Source organism: Sphingobium sp. TomMM35A, assembly GCF_054771735.1.
Window position 1 is genome coordinate 495,426 of sequence record NZ_BSRC01000001.1, and the last position, 17,778, is coordinate 513,203.

Consider the following 17,778-nt stretch of genomic DNA (forward strand, 5'->3'; position numbering starts at 1 on the left):
GTCAACCTTCGTTCTCTGTATGTTCTTATGATGGACTCGAACGCAAATCCATTCGATACGGCCGCTGTGGGAAGCCGGCGTGCGATCATCAGGCGAAACCCCGATGACGTGACTGAGATCGAGATGATCGAGGCGGTGTGGGGTTCCAATCCGCAGTTCAGTGACGGCATATCCTACGAGTTCATCCGTGCCGAAGGAAAGCGCTTTGCCAGCAACCGCTGCCTGGTTCCGGCGTCCGAATTCCACATCCGCAATGGCGAGAAGAAATTTCGCGCCTTCAGGGAAGATGGCAATTTCTTCTACCTGGCTGCGATCTGGGAGCCGCCCATGGGTGACTGGCCGGTCAGCTATCGTATCCTCACGGTCGACGCCAATCCTGAGGTGATGCGCTATCAGGCTCGCCATGGCGCGATTATCGAGCGGCGTCAGGTCATGCAGTGGTTAGACCTGACCCGTCCCGAGGCAGAACTGCTCGTGACGCCACCGGCTCGGATGTTCCGAATCGAGGATATTTTGACGAAACCGGTTCAGACCAGCCTCGCCCTCTGATCGAGGCAGCGAGCGTGCGGCGACGGGTCACGGTAGCCAGGATGGTCAAGTTTATGCCGAGCATCCGCTAGCGTGATCGGCGGTGAAAAACGGCACGGCCGAACATCGCAAAGGCTGCAATGAACGCCCATCGGAACCCGAAGGCCAGGACCTCGGTCGGCCAAACCGGGTGGCCGCCGAAGCGAGCGATCGACAGCGTGAGGGCGCTAAGAGTGACGAGCGCCAACAGGAGCCAGATCGAGCGAGAATGCATGCCTCGCACTGCCACGGCTGGCGGCAAAACTCCAGATCGCGCTGCATCAATTGTCCAGCGAGCCCGATTCGGCAGTCAGATGCCATGATTAGGAAATCAGGTAGCAGCGAACTGAAAGTAACCGATCGGGCCTGCCGCAGCAAACCTCTCCATTGGCTTTGCAAACCCGATCCCTCTTGGTCACATCCTCCGCTCTCCGAATCAGAGGACGCAAGAAATCATGCGACCAACCGGAGATAGTCTTCGCTCCCGACATCAGAATCTGCTGCGATTATTTGCGACAAGTGATCGTTCCAGGCCTCAAGCGCGGCTCGCTTTTCATCGCGCCAATCGTGTCGTTGATAGATCCCCGCCACGCCGGACCGAGCCAAGCCTACGTGATTCAGCACAGCCTCGGTAACTTCGAACCGGACACCCAGACGTTGGAAGTTCGTCGCCAGGGTGCGTCTGAGATCATGCAAACGCCAAGGGGGCAAGGCGAACCCGCGTTCTGCTGCTATTGCGCTGTCCACCTTCAGTTTGCCTTTGTGATAGCTGGTGAATGAGCCGCCCCTGGAGGTCAAAAAGAGCCTTCCATGGCCGGGCCACTGCGCTCCCCCGGCGACGTCATCAAGGACGCGGATGGCAAGGTCGTTCAGGGGGATCGTATTCGCCTTGCCATTTTTAGTCCGTGTACCGGGAAGGGTCCAAAGCTTTTCGGCGCGATCGAGCTCCTCCCATGCAATCCTCGACACCTCTTCTCGGCGTTGGCCGGTTACAATGAGGAGCCGAACTATCGGACCGAAACAGGGATCTGCTGTAGGAGCGTGCTTCCAGATTCTTTTAAGCTCATCGTCGGCGAGCCAGCGCTCCCGTGGCGTGACAGGAGGCGGCGTCTCCATACCTTCCGTAGGACTGCGCTCGAGATCGCCTCGGCTGACGGCCCAGCGAAACATGCGTCTGATCACTGCGAAGACATCTCGCCGCTTGGCGATCTGACTGACGGGCATGGCGTCGAGAACAGCGGCTATGTCGGATCGGGTGATCTGCGGCAGCGGTTTGTTCTTGAGTATGGGCTTAACATGCAGTCGGAGGGAGCGCTTGACCATTTTTGTCCACCCCTCTCCCCTCACTGAATTGCCGAAGAGATCCGCGTAGTTGGAAAAGGCGAGATCGACGGCCTCCCGCCGCCGCAATATGTCTGCTTCGACCGGGTCTCGGCCTTGCGCGACAAGGATCAGGAGGCGCTCTGCTTCAGTGCGAGCGGTCGTCGGTGTCCAGGGGGATCCGTGCCTACCAATTGTATATCGCCGCGTAGCAGCCTCACGACCGCCCATCCTGTATTGGACGACGTAGGAGATGGCTCCCGATTTGGTGAATTTGGCCCCGAACCCTTTGGTATCGAGGTCCCATACAAAGCCGATGTAGTCTTGGGACACCAACGAATCGATGGTCCGCTTTGTGATTTTTCCTTTCGCCAACTTGGGGCCTCCCGCCTAGCGTGCCGAGTAATCACCGGGTAATCACCGTAGCGGAAAACACTGCTAAAAGACTACCAGGCTGGCGTAGGCAGGTCAGAAAAAACCTTTCTTTTTCAACGCTATAATACGATCTACCTACGTCTCCAGCGCACATACCAGACTTCATGGCCGAGGCGGCGGGCCTTGGCTTCGTAGCGGGTTTCGGGCCAGCCGCCGGGCCGGGTAAGGAAGTCCCTGGGCTCGCTGGCCAGCCAGTCGAAATCGGGGTGGCCGTTCATCACCATCATCGCCCAGCGCAGATAGACGGGATGGTCGGTGCCGAAGCGAAACTCGCCGCCGGGCTTGAGCTTCCGGGCGATCATTTTCACCGGGCCCGGGTTCATCATGCGGCGCTTGGCATGACGCGCCTTTGGCCAGGGATCGGGATGGAGGAGGTAGACGAAGCTGAGTGCGCCATCGGGAATGCGCGCGAGGACCTGAAGCGCGTCGCCCATGTGGACGCGGATGTTGCCCAGGCCCTGCTCGCGGATGTGGCCGAGCGCGGTGACCACCCCATTCAGGAACGGTTCGCAGCCGATGAAGCCATGATCGGGCAGCAAGTCGGCGCGGTAGGCGAGATGCTCGCCGCCGCCAAAGCCGATTTCGAAATGGAGCGGACGATCATAGCCGAACAGATTGGCGGCGGTGACTTCGCCCTCTTCGGAGACGGAGAGGGCGGGGAGCAGGGCGTCGACCAGCTGCTGCTGACCCGCGCGCAGCTTGTGGCCTGACTGGCGGCCATAGAGGCGGTTGAGCGTTGTGGGGTCGCCGGATTTGTGCGCGGTCATGGGCGGGCGCTTAGCGGGGTGGAGCTATCGGGGCAAGTGGCGCGCGCCCTTCGACAGGCTCAGGACGAACGGAGGTCGAGGGCGCGTCATCCCGTCATCCGCCGGGATGAGGCAAAAGCAAAAGGCGGCGCGCAGGATTGCCCGCGCGCCGCCTTTTGATGCGATGAGAAGGGAGGCTTAGAGCGCGGCCTTCAGCTTTTCGACGAGGTCGGTGCGTTCCCAGGGGAAGAAGTCGCCTTCTGCCTTGCGGCCGAAATGGCCGTAGGCTGCGGTGGGGCGGTAGATGGGCTTGTTGAGGCCGAGATGGGTGCGGATGCCGCGCGGGGTGAGGCCGCCCAGTTCCTTGATCGACTTGATCGCCTCCTCAATCTTTGCGTCGTCCAGGCTGCCGGTGCCGTGGGTGTCGACATAGAGCGACAGCGGTTCGGAGACGCCGATGGCATAGGCGAGCTGGATCGTGCAGCGGCGGGCGAGGCCAGCAGCGACGATGTTCTTGGCGAGATAGCGGGTGATGTAGGCCGCCGAACGGTCAACCTTGGTCGGGTCCTTGCCGGAGAAGGCGCCGCCGCCATGGGGCGATGCGCCGCCATAAGTGTCGACGATGATCTTGCGGCCGGTGAGGCCTGCGTCGCCATCCGGGCCGCCGATTTCGAAGCTTCCGGTGGGGTTGATGTGATAGACGGTTTCGTCGGAGAGCAGCTCGCCGGGCAGGACTTCGGCGACGACGCCCTTCACATAGTCCTTCAGTTCCGCTTCCTTTTCGCCCTGGTCGTAACCAGCGGCATGCTGGGTCGACACGACGATGGCGGTGGCGGCGGCGGGCTTGCCATTTTCGAAACGCAGCGTGACCTGGCTCTTGGCATCGGGCTCAAGGAAGGGCGCGCGGCCGGAGTGGCGGTCATGCGCCATCTTCGCCAGGATCTTGTGGCTGTAGTCCAGCGTGGCGGGCATGAGGTCGGGCGTTTCGTCGCAGGCGAAGCCGAACATGATGCCCTGGTCGCCGGCGCCTTCATCCTTGTTGCCAGCGGCATCGACGCCCTGCGCGATGTGGGCGGACTGGGCATGGAGGTTGTTTTCGAAGCGCAGGGTTTCCCAGTGGAAGCCGTCCTGCTCATAGCCGATGCGCTTTACGGTTTCACGGACGGTACGCTCAATCTCTTCCTGCGCGCCGGGTGCCCACTGGTCATTTTCGTAGACGCCCTTGCAGCGAATTTCGCCAGCCAGCACGACCAGCTGCGTGGTGGTCAGCGTTTCACAGGCGATGCGGGCTTCGGGGTCCTTGGACAGGAACAGATCGACGATGGCGTCGGAAATCTGATCCGCGACCTTGTCGGGATGGCCTTCGGAGACGGATTCCGAGGTGAAGAGATAGTTGCTGCGCATGAGACTCCCGTAAGCCAGCTGGCGTGAAAGGCGACATAAAGAAAAGTTTATGTGCCCTATTAGCCCTTCACCCTGCGGATGGCAATGGCCAGTCCGGCCAGCAGCGCCATGAACAGGATCGGCGCCCAGTTACCCAGATGCGCGAACAGCGTCGGCGGGAGTGCGGGAGGGAGCGCGCCTTCCAGATATCCGGCGCGGTGGAGGCCGAGTGCGCGCTGGACATGGCCGCGGGCGTCGATGACGGCGGACACGCCCGTCGGGGTGGAGCGGATGATGGGCATGCCTTCTTCGATCGCGCGGAGGCGGGCTTGCGCGAGATGCTGGACCGGGCCCCAGCTGCCGAACCACGCGTCGTTGGAAGGATTGAAGAGGAAGGCGGGGCGGTTCTTAGCGTCGATCACCTGACCGGAGAAGATGATCTCGTAACAGATCTGGACGCCCATGCTGAGCTGCGGGCGGCCAAGCGTGGCGGGGAGGGTAAGGCTTTGCGGGCCGGGGCCGGGCCAGAAGTCAGCGTCTCCGGGGACAAGGCGGGAGAGGCCGATCGGCTGGAGCAGGGCGCGCATGGGGAGATATTCGCCATAGGGGACGAGATGCGCCTTGTCATAGCGGCCGAGCAGCTGCGCCTGGGGTGAGACGATGAAGAGGCTGTTGGCGGCTCCCGCGAGCGCATTGGTGATGACGCCGTCTTTCTCGACCTGCTTGAAATAGACCTTGGTAGCGCCGGTCATCAGCAGGTCGCCGGGCCCGAGCAGGCTGGCAAGACGCGCGCGCCATTGCGGTTCCATGTCGAGATAGGCAGGGATGGCGGCTTCGGGCCAGAAGATGAGGCGTGGGGCGGGGCGCGGCTGGCCGGAAAGGGCGGCGAGGGTGCGGAAGTGGGCTTCTTCCAGTTCGGGCGAGTATTTTTCGTCCTGGCCTATGTTGGGTTGGACGACGCGGATCAGCGGAGCGCCGGCGGGGGTGGGAGGGGCCTGGGTGAGTTGGCCCCAGATTGCGAGGGCCAGGAGCGGCGCTGCTATGGCTGCGGCGGGAACGAACTGGCGCTTGATGATGAGGAAGATGGCCCCGGCGGCGAGGGTCGCGAGGGCTCCGACGCCGTAGGTGCCGATCAGGGTGGCGGCTATGGTGATGCCGGTGGGGAGCAGGGTGACGCCGAGCGGGTTCCAGGCGAAGCCGGTGAAGACGAGGGCGCGGAGATATTCGCTGATGAGCCAGATGGCGGCGAAGAGGAGGATGAGGGAGATGTCGTTGCGCGCACGATGCGCGCGGCCCACCCCCGGCCCCTCCCGCAGGCGGGTGGGGAGTATTTGGGACAACCACCATGCCCCGAGCGTTGCCAAGCCGGGATAAACCGCGAGGTAGAGGGACAGGAGGACCACCGCGCCATAGCCGAACCAATGTGGCATGGCGTCCTGGAAGGTGAAGGCGTGGGCGATCCAGTTGAGGCCCAATGTGAAGTGGCCGAGGCCGAACAGCCAGCCGCGCGTGAAGGCGGCGCGGCGGGTGGGGGCGCTTTCGATCAGCCACAGGAGCAGCGCGAAGCAGGCGAGGGTGACAGGCCAGAGCTTGAGCGGTTCAAATCCGGTTGCCGCGACGAAACCGGCGAGCAGGGCGGTGAGCCTTGGGAAGCGGGCGGGCAGCTGCATCATCGGGCGAAAAGTCAGCGGATCGTGGCCATGGTGGCGTTGCTGCACGTGTCGCTCTTGTCCCCGCCGCCCGAAAGCATCGATGCCGCGATGAAACCGCCGACAACGAGGACGAGGAAAGCTGCGGACAGGAGGCCGAGATATTTCTCGATGAATGCCTTTATGGGGCGGCCGAATTTCCAGAAGAGGAAGCCGACCAGCATGAATTGGAAGGCGCGGGACAGGATGCTGGCCCAGATGAAGGTGAAGAGCGAAAGGCCGATGAAGCCAGAGGTGATGGTGATCAGCTTGAACGGGATGGGCGTTGCGCCCTTCACCAGGATGATTTCAGCGCCATATTCGCGCAGATAGCAGGCGGCTACCGGGAATTTCGCCGCGAGGCCCAGCGCGTCGAGGATCTGCTGTCCGACCGCTTCGTAGAGGAAATAGCCGATCGCATAGCCGAACAGGCCACCCAGCACCGACGCGAGGGTGCAGATGATGCCGAAGCGGATCGCCCTTTCGGGCCGCGCAAGGCACATGAGGCCGAGCAGCGGATGCGGGGGGATCGGGAAGAAGCTGGATTCCATGAAGGATATGGCGAAGAGCCAGCGTTCGGCATGGGCGTGGGCGGCTTTGGCCAGCGTCCATTGATAAAGCTTGGTGAGCATTGGAGCCGGGCCTAGCGGAGATTGCGGGGGACCGCCAGCGCTTTCATCCCATTACGGAGTCGCAACATCGTGAAGGCGTTGACGTGGTGGGAGCGGCTGGGCATCACCCCTTTTCTCCGCAGCAGCAGCCCGGCCCGACTTCAGTGACGATCTCCAACATATCATGGCCGAAACTGCGCGAGCGTGGCGGGGGATTGATCTTTGCGCTGGGGCTGAACGCGCTGCTGGTGCTGGCGCTGCTGACGTTGGCGCCCGCGCTTGATCCCGAGAAGGTCGATCCGCGCAATCCCGTGACGTTCGAAATGGCCGCTTCGCCTGAACCTGAAGCGGAGAAGAGCCCGGAGCGGACCGAGAAGAAGAAAAAGGAAGAAGCGGCGGCGCCGGAGAAGAAGAAGGTCGAAAAACCTGAAGAGCCGCGCAAGCCGGTCGAGAAGCCCGTCGAAACACCGGTCGAAAAGCCGATCGTGACGTTGCCAGTGCAGCCCAACATGCCGTTCCTGCAACTGGACAGCGCGCAGATGGCGGCGGCCGATATCGGCAAGATGCCGAAGAAGGACGACAGCCAGAGCGCGGGCACGTCTGGCCAGGGGAATAGCCGCGTGGCGGCAGGGCCGGGGGAAGGGCCGGGCGGCGTCCAGCTGTTCGAGGCGGAATGGTATCGGCGGCCGACGCCTGCGGAGCTTGGCGGTTACATGCCGCCCAATGCGCCCGCTGGTGGATGGGGGCTGGTGGCGTGCAAGACGGTGGAGAATTTCCGGGTCGAAAATTGCCAGGCGCTGGGAGAATCGCCGCAGGGTTCGGGCTTTGCCCGCGCGGTGCGGCTGGCGGCGTGGCAGTTCCTGGTGCGGCCGCCGCGCGTCAATGGGAAGGTGATGGTGGGCAGCTGGGTGCGCATCAGGATCGACTATAGCCGCGCGCCCGCCAGTGGCGGCGGTGCGGGCATGTGAGCGCGGTGGGGTTCTGATAGGATTGTGATGTGTAATAACCTATATGGATGATGGTTGTAGGGGATTTGGCGAGTGAGTGGATAAAATATGGGGGGATGGCGAACCTATATGGAACATTTCTCTTGACATCGTGACGCTCTTCTGACAGAGATGTCGATATTGGGAATTGTGAGTCGCCGGGACGGTGACGCGGCAGGGGCTGGTCCGAAAGGAACCGGCCCTTTTCTGTTGGGAAAAGCGGAGGGCGAGGACATGGCGGATCAGAATGGCGCGAAGGTGGTGCGGCGCTTTTCCGGCAAGGCCAGCGATGCGCCGGACAGGGCGTTGACGGTGCAGCGCAGCCAGCGCGGATCGGCGGGGAGCGGCGCACAGTTGCGGGCAGTGCGCAAGGATGGATGGACCGTCGAGCGGCGTAAGGTCTTCATGGAGACGCTGGCCGCCACCTGCAATGTGAGCGAGGCGGCGCGGGTGGCGGGGAAGAACCTGTTGAGCGCCTATTATCAGAAGCGGCGCGACCCCGGCTTTGCGCGGGAATGGGCGCAGGCGCTGAGCGTCGGCTATGGCGAACTGGAGGCGCTGCTGCTGCGGCAGGCGCTGTTCGGTACGGAAGAGGAAGAGGTCGTGCTGGACGGCGAGGGGATGGTGAAGAGCCGGAAGGTGAAGCGCGGGCATCCCAATGCGGTCGGGGTGCGGCTGCTGCTGCAGCATCGGCGCGAGGTTGGGGAGAAGCTGGCGGCGGAGACTGTGGACCGGCCGGATGGGGCGGATGCGGTCGAGCGGTTGCGGGCGGCGCTGGAGAGGGTGCGGGAGAGGTGTGGGTGAGGAGGAAGCAGCGGGTGAGGCGAGGCGGCTTTCCTTCTCCCTCTCCCCTTCAAGGGTCGATGAGAGGCACGTGACTCTGATCGAGGTTGGGGAGAGGGGAGCGGCAGTGGAGCTTGCATTCCCCTCTCCCGCCTTCGCTGCGCTCGGCACCTCGGCCAGAGTCACGTGCCTCTGGCCGACCCCTAAAGGGGAGAGGGAAAGGCGGTTGGTTACCGCGCCGCTTCGGGAGCGTGGCGCAAGTGAAGGAGAGGGTAAGGCCTGCCCTGGCCATCCCTCTCCGATCTGCCGGTGCGGGCGAAGCCCATGCGTTCGTAGAAGGTGACGGCGCCTTCATTCTGTTCATTGACGTCGGTCGTCATGGCCGGATGGAGGGCGAGGCCGTGATCGACGAGCGCGCGGCCTACGCCTTTGCCGTGCCACGCCGGGTCGATGAAGAGGGCGTCCATGTGCGTGCCGTCGATCAGCATGAATCCGACCGCGCGGTCATCGGCATCGGTGGCGAGCCATGCGGGGGATTGCGGCAGAAAGCCGGACACTTCCGCATCGATCGCCTGGCGGTCGGCGGGATCGAGGAAATCATGGGTTGCGTCGACGGCGCAGCGCCAGATGTCGAGCAGGCGAGCGCCATCGGCGGCGCGGGCGGGGCGGATCGATATCATGGGCGGCATATAGGGACGCAGCGGAGCAGGCGAAAAGGCGCATGATCAAAAAAAGGCCAAATTGAGGCACTTGGGCCGATGAGGGGAACTGGTGAGGGGAGCGAATGGCCGATGGGTGGCATGTCGGATTTCGAGAGATTGGCGGCCCTGCCCGATGCGGCGCGCGAGCGTGTGCTGGCGGGGCTGAACGGCGCGGCGGCGCAGGCGCTGGAACATGATTGGGAATGGCTGGCCCGGCCCGAGCAGCTGGCGCCCGAGGGTAGCTGGCGCATCTGGTTGATGATGGCCGGGCGCGGATTTGGCAAGACGCGGGCCGGGGCGGAATGGGTGCGGCGTATTGCGGAGAATGACGGCGCGGCGCGGATCGCGCTGGTCGGTGCGACCCTGGGCGAGGCGCGCAGCGTGATGGTGGAGGGGCCATCGGGACTGCTGTCCATTGCGCCCTGGTGGAACCGGCCGGTCTTTTCGCCAGCGCTGCGGCGGCTGGTGTGGCCCAATGGGGCAATGGCGCTGCTGTTTGGCGCGGCGGACCCGGAATCGCTGCGCGGGCCGCAGTTCAGCCATGGCTGGGCGGACGAGATCGCGAAATGGCCGCAGGGAGAAGCGACGTGGGACAATATGATGATGGGAATGCGGCTGGGGCGCGCTCCACAAGTGATGGCGACGACGACGCCACGGCCGGTGCCGCTGGTGCGCGGGCTGGTGGCGCGGGATGGCATGGATGTCGCGGTGACGCGCGGGCGGACGGCGGACAATGTGGTCAACCTGGCCGAGGGCTTCGTTGCGGCGATGGAGCAGAGCTATGGTGCGACGCGGCTCGGGCGGCAGGAACTGGACGGCGAACTGATCGAGGAGGTCGAGGGGGCGCTGTGGAACCGGGAACTGCTGGAGCGGTGCCGGGTCGCGCATGTGCCAGGCGGCGGGGATGGCGGGGCGTTGCTGTCACGCGTGGTGATCGGGGTCGATCCTCCGGCTTCGGCGCATGGCGATGCTTGCGGGATCGTGGTGGCCGGGATGGGCGGCGATGGGCGGGCCTATGTCATTGCCGATGCGAGCGTCGAGAAGGCGAGCCCCGAAAGCTGGGCGCGGGCGGTGGCGCAGGCGGCGGCGCTGCATGGCGCGGACCGGGTCGTTGCCGAAGCCAATAATGGCGGAGCGATGGTGGCGAGCGTGCTGCGCGCGGCGGAGGCGGCGCTGCCGGTGCGGCTGGTTCATGCCAGCCGGGGAAAGGCGGCGCGGGCCGAGCCTGTGGCGGCGCTGTATGAAGCCGGGAGGGTGCGGCATCGCGGAGCCTTCTGGGCATTGGAGGATGAGATGTGCGGGCTGATCGCCGGGGGCGGCTATGCCGGACCGGGGCGGTCGCCGGATCGGGCGGATGCGCTGGTGTGGGCTCTGACCGAGTTGATGCTCGGGCGGCGCGGCGATGCGCGGGTGCGGGCGGTTTGAGGAACCCGGCTGACCGGCGCGGCGTATTATCCCAAGTCAAGTTTTTCGAGGGAGTGAGGCTGATGAAATTGGCCAGGATCATGATGGTGGCGGCCGGCGCGACTTTGGTTGCGACGCCGGTGATGGCCGCGTCGCTCAATAGCAAGGAGCGGGCGCGGGTGGCGCGGGCGGCTCCGCGTGACCGGGATGATGTGCGCTATTGCCTGCTGCAGGCGAAGAAAGGGCGCGATCGCGGGACGGTGATCGGTGCGGCTGGCGGCGCTGGAGTGGGTGCCTTGGCGGGCGGGAGCCTCGGTGAATCCTTGCTCGCCGGTGCGGCTGGGGCAGTGGCTGGGCGCGTTATTGGGAAGAGTGAGGGGACTAACGCGGAATGCGATCGGGTGTTGCGGCGTAATCCCTGAGTTGGTGGGCGTAAGTCCTTTTTGTCATCCCGGGCTTGACCCGGAATCCCGCTTCTTCTTCCGCAATACGGACAAGGAAGCGAGACCCCGGGTCACGCCCGGGGTGACGATCTCAAGATAGTAGGTTGGGTGAGGGCGTTCCCCTCTCCAAGTTTCGCTAGGCGGCTGTCGCCGCCAAGCTTCACTATCCTCTCCCCTGAAGGGGAGAGGATTTTTGTTTTTGTGGGGTCTTCATGAAATTTTTCGGGGCGAAGGCCGCGCGGGGTGGCGCGCGGCCGGTGTTGGCGCGTGCCTGGGGTTCGGGCGCGGTGGCTTTGGGAGAGTGGCCTGCTTCCTATGAGGCGCAGGTGCGCAGCGGCGTGCTTGGCAATCCGGTGGCGCAGCGCGCCCTGCGGCTGGTGTCGGAAGGGGCGGGGGCCACGGCTTTGCTGGCGAGCGGGGTGGAGGAGGAAGAACGCGGGCCTGTGCTGTCGCTGCTGACGCGCTGTTCGGCGGGGCAGAGTCTGGTGGAGACGCTGGCGAGCCATTTGCTGCTGCATGGCAATGGTTATGTGCAGGTGATGACCGGAGCCAATGGCAGGCCGGTCGAGCTTTATGCGCTGCGCCCCGAGCGGGTGAGCGTGGAGGCGGATGCGCGGGGATGGCCTGCGGCCTATCTTTATCGCGTGGGGGACAGCGTGACGCGGCTGCTGCCCGAGGATGGGGCTGGGCGGGCGTCGATCCTGCACCTGAAGGCGCTGCATCCGCTGGACGATCATTATGGGCTGGGCTGCGTAGGCGCGGCTGCTGGGGCGGTGGCGATCCACAATGCGGCGACGGTGTGGAACAAGGCTTTGCTGGACAATGCGGCGCGGCCTTCGGGCGCGATGGTCTATGATCCGGGCGATGGGTCGGTGATGAGCCCGGAGCAGTTCGAGCGGGTGAAGCGCGAGATGGAGGTCGCCTTTTCCGGCGCGGCCAATGCCGGGCGGCCGATGCTGCTGGAGGGCGGGCTCGATTGGAAGGCCATGAGCCTGACACCGGCGGAGATGGACTTTGTGGGCCTGAAGGCTGCGGCGGCGCGGGAGATTGCCCTGGCCTTTGGGGTGCCGCCTATGCTGATGGGGCTGCCGGGCGACAATGCCTACGCCAATTATCGCGAGGCGAACAAGGCGCTGTGGCGGCAGACGATCCTGCCGTTGGTGGCGAAGATCTGCGGCGGGCTGGCGCAGGGGTTGCAGGGGTGGTGGCCCGGGCTGGGCGTGGCGGTGGACCTGGATGCGGTGCCTGCGCTGTCCGATGAGCGGGCGGCTTTGTGGGAGCGGGTGGCTGCGGCTGACTTCCTTTCGGCGGATGAGAAGCGGGCGATGCTGGGGATTTGAGGTTCACGCGGAGACGCGGAGACGCGGAGGGTTTTTGAGGGCTGCCTTTGGCAGCCTTTTGCGTCTGTGGGTCTTTGCGCGAGGGAGGAGTGGGGCCGATGAAATATGATGGCGAGATGCTGGCGCGGCTGGTGGCTCAGGCTGAGGCGGCGCCGGGGCAAATGGACATGTTGATGATCCGGGCGCTGATCGAGGAGGCGAGTGAGTTGGGCGCGGGGCGGGCGCTGGAGCGGCTGGGGCTGAGCGATGGGCGTGCGGAGGGCGATGTGCGGGAGTTGCGCGAGCTGCTGTCCGCCTGGCGCGACGCGAAGAAGGCGGCGCGCGGGGCCGTGGTCGGCTGGGCGGTGCGGATCGTGATGGCGCTGGTGCTGCTGGGCGTGGCGGTGAAGGCCGGGCTGATCGGGATGGTGCGGGGATGAGCGGCCCGAGCGGAGAGGGCGATGTGCGGTTCGCTGGCTATGCGGCGGTGTTCGATCGGGTCGACCATGGTGGCGACGTGGTGCGACCGGGCGCCTTTGCAGGCATGGCGGCGGGGGTGCCTTTGCTGTGGCAGCATTTGCCGGGCGAGGCGATCGGGACGGTCGAGCGGGTGGAGGAGGATGCGCGCGGGCTACGGGTGATCGGGCGTGTGTCGGGGCGGATTGGAGCCGGGAGGGCGGCTGCTCGGGCGTTGAAGGAGCGCGCGGTGGATGGGCTTTCCTTTGGATATCGGGTGCGGGAGGCGCGTGGGGCTTCACCGAATTGCAGTTGCAGACGTCGAGCTATGGCGCGCAGATCCCGAAACTGTTCGGAACCATGCGTGTCGCGGGTTCGGTGATCTGGGCGACGGACCTTAAGGAAAAGCGCAACCGGAGCGGCGGCGGCAAGGGGCGGCCGAGCGTCACCAGCTACAGCTATTCGGCGAGTTTTGCCGTGGCCTTGTCGGCGCGGCGGGTGCGGGCGGTGCGGCGCATCTGGGCGGACGGCAATCTGCTGCGCGGCGCGGCGGGCGATTTCAAGTCGGGACTGAACGCGTTTCGCCTGCACCTGGGCGGGGAAGATCAGGCGGCCGACCCGTTGATCGCTTCGGCGGAGGGCATCGCCAAGGCGCCCGCGCATCGCGGGATTGCCTATGCCGTGTTCGAGGACTTGCAGCTTGCCGATTTCGGGAACCGCATCCCTTCCCTGACCTTCGAAGTCGAGGCGGATGCGGGGATGGTGGCGATCGATACGGTGGCGATGGACCTGAGTGGCGGTCTGCTTGCCGCTGCTGAGGATGAGAGCGTGCAGGGATTTGCGGCAGGCGGCGCCGATGTGGTGGAGGCGATCACGCCGCTGGTGGAGGCGTGGGACCTTGCCTTTGCCGCTGAGGAGGATGGGCTGCGGCTGATCGGAACGGCTCGGGATGAGCCCGAGGCCGAGGTCGGCGAGGCTAAGCTTTGCAAGCGCGTCAATGGGCGAGCCATCGACGCTGTCGAGCAGATAGGCGGGAGCGTCGAGGCGGTGCCGGTGGCGCTCGCCTTGCGGCACTATGATGCGGCGCGCGACTATCAGGCGGGGGTGCAGCGGGTGGCGCGGCCAGGGACGGGGCGGATCGAACGTGGCATCGATCTGCCCGTCACCATGCCCGCCGATGCGGCACGGCGGCTGGCGGCGCGACGTTTGGGCCATGACTGGACCGGGCGATCGGCCATGACGCTGCGGTGCGGGTGGGAGGCTCTGCGTCACGATCCGGGCGATATCGTGAAGGTCGAGAATGTGCCTGGGCGCTGGCGGATCGAGGAGCGGGAATGGGAGGCGATGGCCGTGCGGCTGGCGCTGCGGCGGGTGCCGGGTGCCGGGGGTGTGTTGCCTGCGGGTGCATCATCCGGTTCCATCGTGCGGCAGGTGGATGCTCCGCCGGGACCCACATCGCTGATGCTGGTCGACCTTCCGCTGTTGCGGGAAGCGGCCGCCACGGCGCCCTTGATCGCGGCGGCGGCAAGTGGCGGGGAAGGATGGCGGGGCGCGGCCCTCTTCGCGATGAGCGGTGCGGGGGAGGCTGACCCGGTTGGCCGTACGGCGCCCCGCGCGGTGATGGGGCAGGCGGACGACGTCCTGGGGCAGGGGAGCTGCACGTTGATCGATGCGGTCAACAGCCTGCATGTGACGTTGCAGGCCGATGACATGGAACTGGGCGATGTGGATGAAGCGGCGCTGGCGCAGGGGCGCAATCTTTGCATGGTCGGACGGGAGCTTCTGCAATTTTCCCGTGCGGTGCAGACGGGCGCGGCGAGCTTCCGGTTGGAGGGGCTGCGCCGTGGGCTGTTCGGAACCGAGTGGGCTATGGCCGAACATGGCCCTGATGAGCCGTTTCTGTTGATTGAGGAGGAGCGGCTCGCCGAGCCATTTGCCGGGACGGGCAACAGTGAAATCGGCATGACGCTGCGCCTTGCGGCTCTGGGGATCGGTGATGCCGAGCCGGTGGAGGCAGAACTGGCCGTCAGCGGCGAGGCGGTCACTCCGGTAGCGCCCGTTCACCTGCGCGCCTTATCTGACGGAGCAGGCGGCTGGGACATTCGATGGGTGCGGCGCAGCAGGAGCGGCTGGCGGTGGGTCAGCGGGGCGGATGTGCCGCTGGGCGAGGAAGGTGAGCGCTATGAACTGCGCGTTCTGGCGGCTGGCGCGTTGCTGCGGCGGATAGAAATCGGGTCGGCGCAGTGGACTTACGGGGCCGCTGCCTTCGATGCCGACGGCGGGGGCGCTTTGACGATCGAGGTCCGGCAGATCGGGTCCTTCGCCCTGGGACGTCCCGCGCGCATCATTTTGCCTGGCGGATAATCGAGAATGGAAAGGAAATCCGACATATGACGAGCGATGCGACGCCGCGCTGGGCGCTGCCGAACCTGTTTGCCGGGCAGGCTCAGAAGGAACTGTTCCATAACGAGGCTTTGGCAAGGATCGACATGCTGTTGCACGGCCAGGTGGAGAGCGCGGACGAGGGTACGCCGCCGCTGTCGCCCGGGGAAGGGCAATGCTGGATCATCGCTGCGGGCGCGACGGGAAGCTGGCTTGGCCGGGAGGGATCGGTCGCGTGCTGGACCGATGGCGGATGGCGTTATGCCGAGCCTCGTGCGGGTCTGGTCCTGTGGGTGGCGGACAGGGGGCACGTCATGCAATTCGATGGCCACGGATGGGCGGACGGAGCCGTGCGGAGCGATGGGCTCTATGCCGAAGGTTTGCGCGTGGTGGGGACGCGGCGTCCGGCCATCGGCGACCCCGTGGGAGGGGGTTCCGTCGACAGTGAAGCGAGGAGTTCCATAGCAGCTATTCTTTCCGCGATGCGGGATCATGGATTGATCGAAACATGACTTGAACGTGCCCGACTTTTACAGTGCTGGTGCACGGAAATGCTTATATATCGGGGCTCCCGCAGTCCGCTGATGCATTTTGGCAACAGTTTCACCAAATGTGGACTTGCCATGAAACTTTCTTGCCGGTACATGGTTTCAGCAGTCCTTCGTGACACTTTTGAAAGGGGAATCCAAATGCGGAAGCTTGCCCTCGCGGCTGCGCTTGCGACCAGTGCCCTGGCCACCCCGGCCCTGGCGCGTGATAATAGCTGGTATATCGGTATCGAATCCGGCGTCACCATCGTTGAAGATCAGGACATCACTTTCAGCCCCGGCCGTGATCCAGTTACTGGGCTTCAGACCACCAGCACCACGCTGGAAAATGTGGACTACCACAAGGGTTGGGACGCTGACGCCGTCATCGGTTACGACTTCGGTGGTTTCCGCCTTGAAGCCGAAGCTGGCTACAAGCGCGCCAAGGTCGACCTGGACAACAGCGGCTTCGGCGGTTCCGTTTCGGCTCTCTCGTTCATGCTGAACGGTCTGCTTGACTTCGGTTCGGACGATGGCCTGCAGGGCTTCGTCGGCGGCGGTGTCGGCGTTTCGCGCGCCAAGCTCGCCAACGACCTGGTCAACGACAGCGACACCGGTTTCGCCTGGCAGGCGCTGGCTGGCATTCGCTATCCGCTGACCAACAACCTCGACGTTTCGCTGAAGTATCGCTTCTTCAACCAGGACGACATCAACCTCGTCCCGGCTTACACCACCCGGGTGGGCGTTGCTGGCGGTGACGTCGAAACGAAGCTGCGTACGCACAGCCTTCTGCTGGGTCTGACCTACAACTTCGGTGGTGAACCGGCTGCTCCTCCGCCGCCCCCGCCGCCGCCCCCGCCGCCCCCGCCGCCTCCGCCGCCGCCTCCGCCGGTCGCTGAGTGCAGCCCTGGGCCGTACATCGTCTTCTTCGAATGGGACAAGTCGGACATCACGCCTGACGCCGCCACCATTCTGGACAACGCGGTTTCGGCCTACAGCAACTGCGGCAGCGCCCAGGTCATGCTGGCAGGCTATGCGGACCGTTCGGGTTCGGCCTCTTACAACGTCGGCCTGTCGCAGCGCCGTGCGGACGCCGTCAAGGCCTACATGGCTTCGAAGGGCATCCCCGATGGTGTGATGACGACCCAGGCGTTCGGTGAATCGAACCCCCGCGTCGAAACCGCCGACGGTGTTCGCGAACTGCAGAACCGTCGTGTGGAAATCACCTACGGTCCGGGTTCGGGTCAGTAAGCAAGATCTCCATCTTTCGGGATGGATCAAGGTTGAGGGGCTGGTCGAAAGACCGGCCCCTTTTCCTTTGCGGGGTGTAGGGCGACATGGTGCTGCACAGCACCGGAGGAAAGGGGAGCGGCGGCGATCCGCTCGTCGGCTTGGCATTCTGAACTATATGCGCAACAAACAGCGTCTTGCTGCGTTCGCCAGCCATGCTTCATCGGGAGTGCATTTGATCATGAAACGTGCTGCAATCGTCTTCGCGCCGCTCGCCCTTAGTCTTGCCGCATGTGCAAGCACTGACGTCAGCACGGTCAATAGCGGGGCCGCTGGAGCCTCCAGCGCCCGCGCCGTTCTTCTGGCGGCGGATGGTTCGCGCCGCGGCGAGGCCATGGTGACGGAAGCAGTGGACGGCTTGCATGTGGCGGTACGGGCGATGGGGATCACCCCTGGAGTTCATGCGGTTCATGTCCACATGACGGGTACTTGCACGCCTCCCCACTTTGCCAGCGCGGGCGGCCATTGGAACCCCACGGCCCGGCAGCATGGCAAGGACAATCCTGCGGGCATGCACATGGGGGATATGCCGAACCTCACCGCTGATGCCGACGGCACGGGCCGGATGGAGTTCGTGATAGCTGGCGCTACGCTACGTAGCGGAGCCAATGCTGTGCTCGACGCGGATGGCGCCGCGATCGTGGTTCATGCGCAGGCGGATGACAACAAGACCGATCCAGCCGGGAATGCAGGCGGGCGCGTCGCCTGTGGGATATTGTCCGCTGCGTAAGGCGACA

The 17,778-nt window shown here is 64.9% G+C and carries 18 protein-coding genes; 12 read left to right on the forward strand and 6 right to left on the reverse strand.

What is annotated here, in order from left to right:
• The first annotated feature begins 108 nt into the window (after nucleotides 1-108).
• Nucleotides 109-549, forward strand: coding sequence for an SOS response-associated peptidase family protein (locus ACYU8T_RS02510; RefSeq protein WP_460989604.1), 441 nt, complete (start codon nucleotides 109-111; stop codon nucleotides 547-549).
• Between the two features lie 471 nt (nucleotides 550-1,020).
• Here the strand turns inward: ACYU8T_RS02510 and ACYU8T_RS02515 are convergent, their stop codons facing one another.
• The 5 genes from ACYU8T_RS02515 to ACYU8T_RS02535 all read right to left on the reverse strand — a co-directional run bounded on the left by ACYU8T_RS02515 (nucleotide 1,021) and on the right by ACYU8T_RS02535 (nucleotide 6,771).
• Nucleotides 1,021-2,262: a tyrosine-type recombinase/integrase gene (locus ACYU8T_RS02515; RefSeq protein ID WP_196225647.1), complete on the reverse strand. Its 1,242-nt coding sequence runs from the start codon at nucleotides 2,260-2,262 to the stop codon at nucleotides 1,021-1,023.
• A 131-nt stretch (nucleotides 2,263-2,393) separates the two neighbouring features.
• Entirely contained in the window at nucleotides 2,394-3,089 is a 696-nt protein-coding gene (trmB, locus tag ACYU8T_RS02520) for a tRNA (guanosine(46)-N7)-methyltransferase TrmB (RefSeq protein ID WP_461158416.1), read from the reverse strand.
• A gap of 177 nt (nucleotides 3,090-3,266) precedes the next feature.
• On the reverse strand, nucleotides 3,267-4,472 hold the full coding sequence (gene metK / locus ACYU8T_RS02525; RefSeq protein WP_461158417.1) for a methionine adenosyltransferase: 1,206 nt from the start codon (nucleotides 4,470-4,472) through the stop codon (nucleotides 3,267-3,269).
• A gap of 59 nt (nucleotides 4,473-4,531) precedes the next feature.
• Nucleotides 4,532-6,124, reverse strand: a complete 1,593-nt coding sequence (lnt, locus tag ACYU8T_RS02530; protein ID WP_461159725.1) for an apolipoprotein N-acyltransferase — start codon at nucleotides 6,122-6,124, stop codon at nucleotides 4,532-4,534.
• Nucleotides 6,125-6,135: 11 nt separating this feature from the next.
• Complete coding sequence (locus ACYU8T_RS02535; RefSeq protein WP_097091122.1) at nucleotides 6,136-6,771, reverse strand: YqaA family protein; 636 nt, start codon at nucleotides 6,769-6,771, stop codon at nucleotides 6,136-6,138.
• Nucleotides 6,772-6,914: 143 nt separating this feature from the next.
• On the opposite strand from ACYU8T_RS02535, the gene ACYU8T_RS02540 reads away from it, so the two are divergent.
• The gene (locus ACYU8T_RS02540; RefSeq protein ID WP_461159726.1) at nucleotides 6,915-7,718 is read left to right on the forward strand and encodes a hypothetical protein; all 804 of its coding nucleotides are present in this window, start codon (nucleotides 6,915-6,917) and stop codon (nucleotides 7,716-7,718) included.
• Nucleotides 7,719-7,970: 252 nt separating this feature from the next.
• Nucleotides 7,971-8,540 carry a hypothetical protein gene (locus tag ACYU8T_RS02545; protein ID WP_461158418.1) on the forward strand — a complete coding sequence of 190 codons (570 nt, stop codon included), beginning with the start codon at nucleotides 7,971-7,973 and terminating at the stop codon, nucleotides 8,538-8,540.
• A 209-nt stretch (nucleotides 8,541-8,749) separates the two neighbouring features.
• Here ACYU8T_RS02545 and ACYU8T_RS02550 read toward each other — a convergent pair whose 3' ends face one another.
• Nucleotides 8,750-9,208 (reverse strand): acetyltransferase, encoded by a 459-nt coding sequence (locus ACYU8T_RS02550; protein ID WP_247231920.1) that lies wholly within the window; start codon nucleotides 9,206-9,208, stop codon nucleotides 8,750-8,752.
• A gap of 69 nt (nucleotides 9,209-9,277) precedes the next feature.
• Between ACYU8T_RS02550 and ACYU8T_RS02555 the strand changes: the two genes are divergently transcribed.
• The 9 genes from ACYU8T_RS02555 to ACYU8T_RS02595 all read left to right on the forward strand — a co-directional run bounded on the left by ACYU8T_RS02555 (nucleotide 9,278) and on the right by ACYU8T_RS02595 (nucleotide 17,771).
• A complete protein-coding gene (locus tag ACYU8T_RS02555; protein ID WP_461158419.1) occupies nucleotides 9,278-10,645 on the forward strand; it encodes a DNA-packaging protein in 1,368 nt (455 codons plus the stop codon).
• Nucleotides 10,646-10,707: 62 nt separating this feature from the next.
• Nucleotides 10,708-11,046, forward strand: coding sequence for a hypothetical protein (locus ACYU8T_RS02560; protein ID WP_097091125.1), 339 nt, complete (start codon nucleotides 10,708-10,710; stop codon nucleotides 11,044-11,046).
• A gap of 233 nt (nucleotides 11,047-11,279) precedes the next feature.
• On the forward strand, nucleotides 11,280-12,407 hold the full coding sequence (locus ACYU8T_RS02565; RefSeq protein ID WP_461158420.1) for a phage portal protein: 1,128 nt from the start codon (nucleotides 11,280-11,282) through the stop codon (nucleotides 12,405-12,407).
• Between the two features lie 98 nt (nucleotides 12,408-12,505).
• Nucleotides 12,506-12,826: a DUF6127 family protein gene (locus tag ACYU8T_RS02570; RefSeq protein WP_201513399.1), complete on the forward strand. Its 321-nt coding sequence runs from the start codon at nucleotides 12,506-12,508 to the stop codon at nucleotides 12,824-12,826.
• Nucleotides 12,823-13,224 carry an HK97 family phage prohead protease gene (locus ACYU8T_RS02575; RefSeq protein WP_461158421.1) on the forward strand — a complete coding sequence of 134 codons (402 nt, stop codon included), beginning with the start codon at nucleotides 12,823-12,825 and terminating at the stop codon, nucleotides 13,222-13,224. Before ACYU8T_RS02570 ends, ACYU8T_RS02575 begins: the two co-directional genes overlap by 4 nt.
• On the forward strand, nucleotides 13,203-15,206 hold the full coding sequence (locus ACYU8T_RS02580) for a phage tail protein (RefSeq protein ID WP_461158422.1): 2,004 nt from the start codon (nucleotides 13,203-13,205) through the stop codon (nucleotides 15,204-15,206). The genes ACYU8T_RS02575 and ACYU8T_RS02580 overlap by 22 nt, the downstream gene beginning before the upstream one ends.
• 26 nt (nucleotides 15,207-15,232) lie before the next feature.
• On the forward strand, nucleotides 15,233-15,736 hold the full coding sequence (locus ACYU8T_RS02585; protein ID WP_097091136.1) for a DUF2793 domain-containing protein: 504 nt from the start codon (nucleotides 15,233-15,235) through the stop codon (nucleotides 15,734-15,736).
• A gap of 177 nt (nucleotides 15,737-15,913) precedes the next feature.
• On the forward strand, nucleotides 15,914-17,002 hold the full coding sequence (locus tag ACYU8T_RS02590) for an OmpA family protein (RefSeq protein ID WP_461158423.1): 1,089 nt from the start codon (nucleotides 15,914-15,916) through the stop codon (nucleotides 17,000-17,002).
• 220 nt (nucleotides 17,003-17,222) lie between these two features.
• The gene (locus ACYU8T_RS02595) at nucleotides 17,223-17,771 is read left to right on the forward strand and encodes a superoxide dismutase family protein (RefSeq protein ID WP_461158424.1); all 549 of its coding nucleotides are present in this window, start codon (nucleotides 17,223-17,225) and stop codon (nucleotides 17,769-17,771) included.
• The last annotated feature ends 7 nt before the right edge of the window (nucleotides 17,772-17,778 follow it).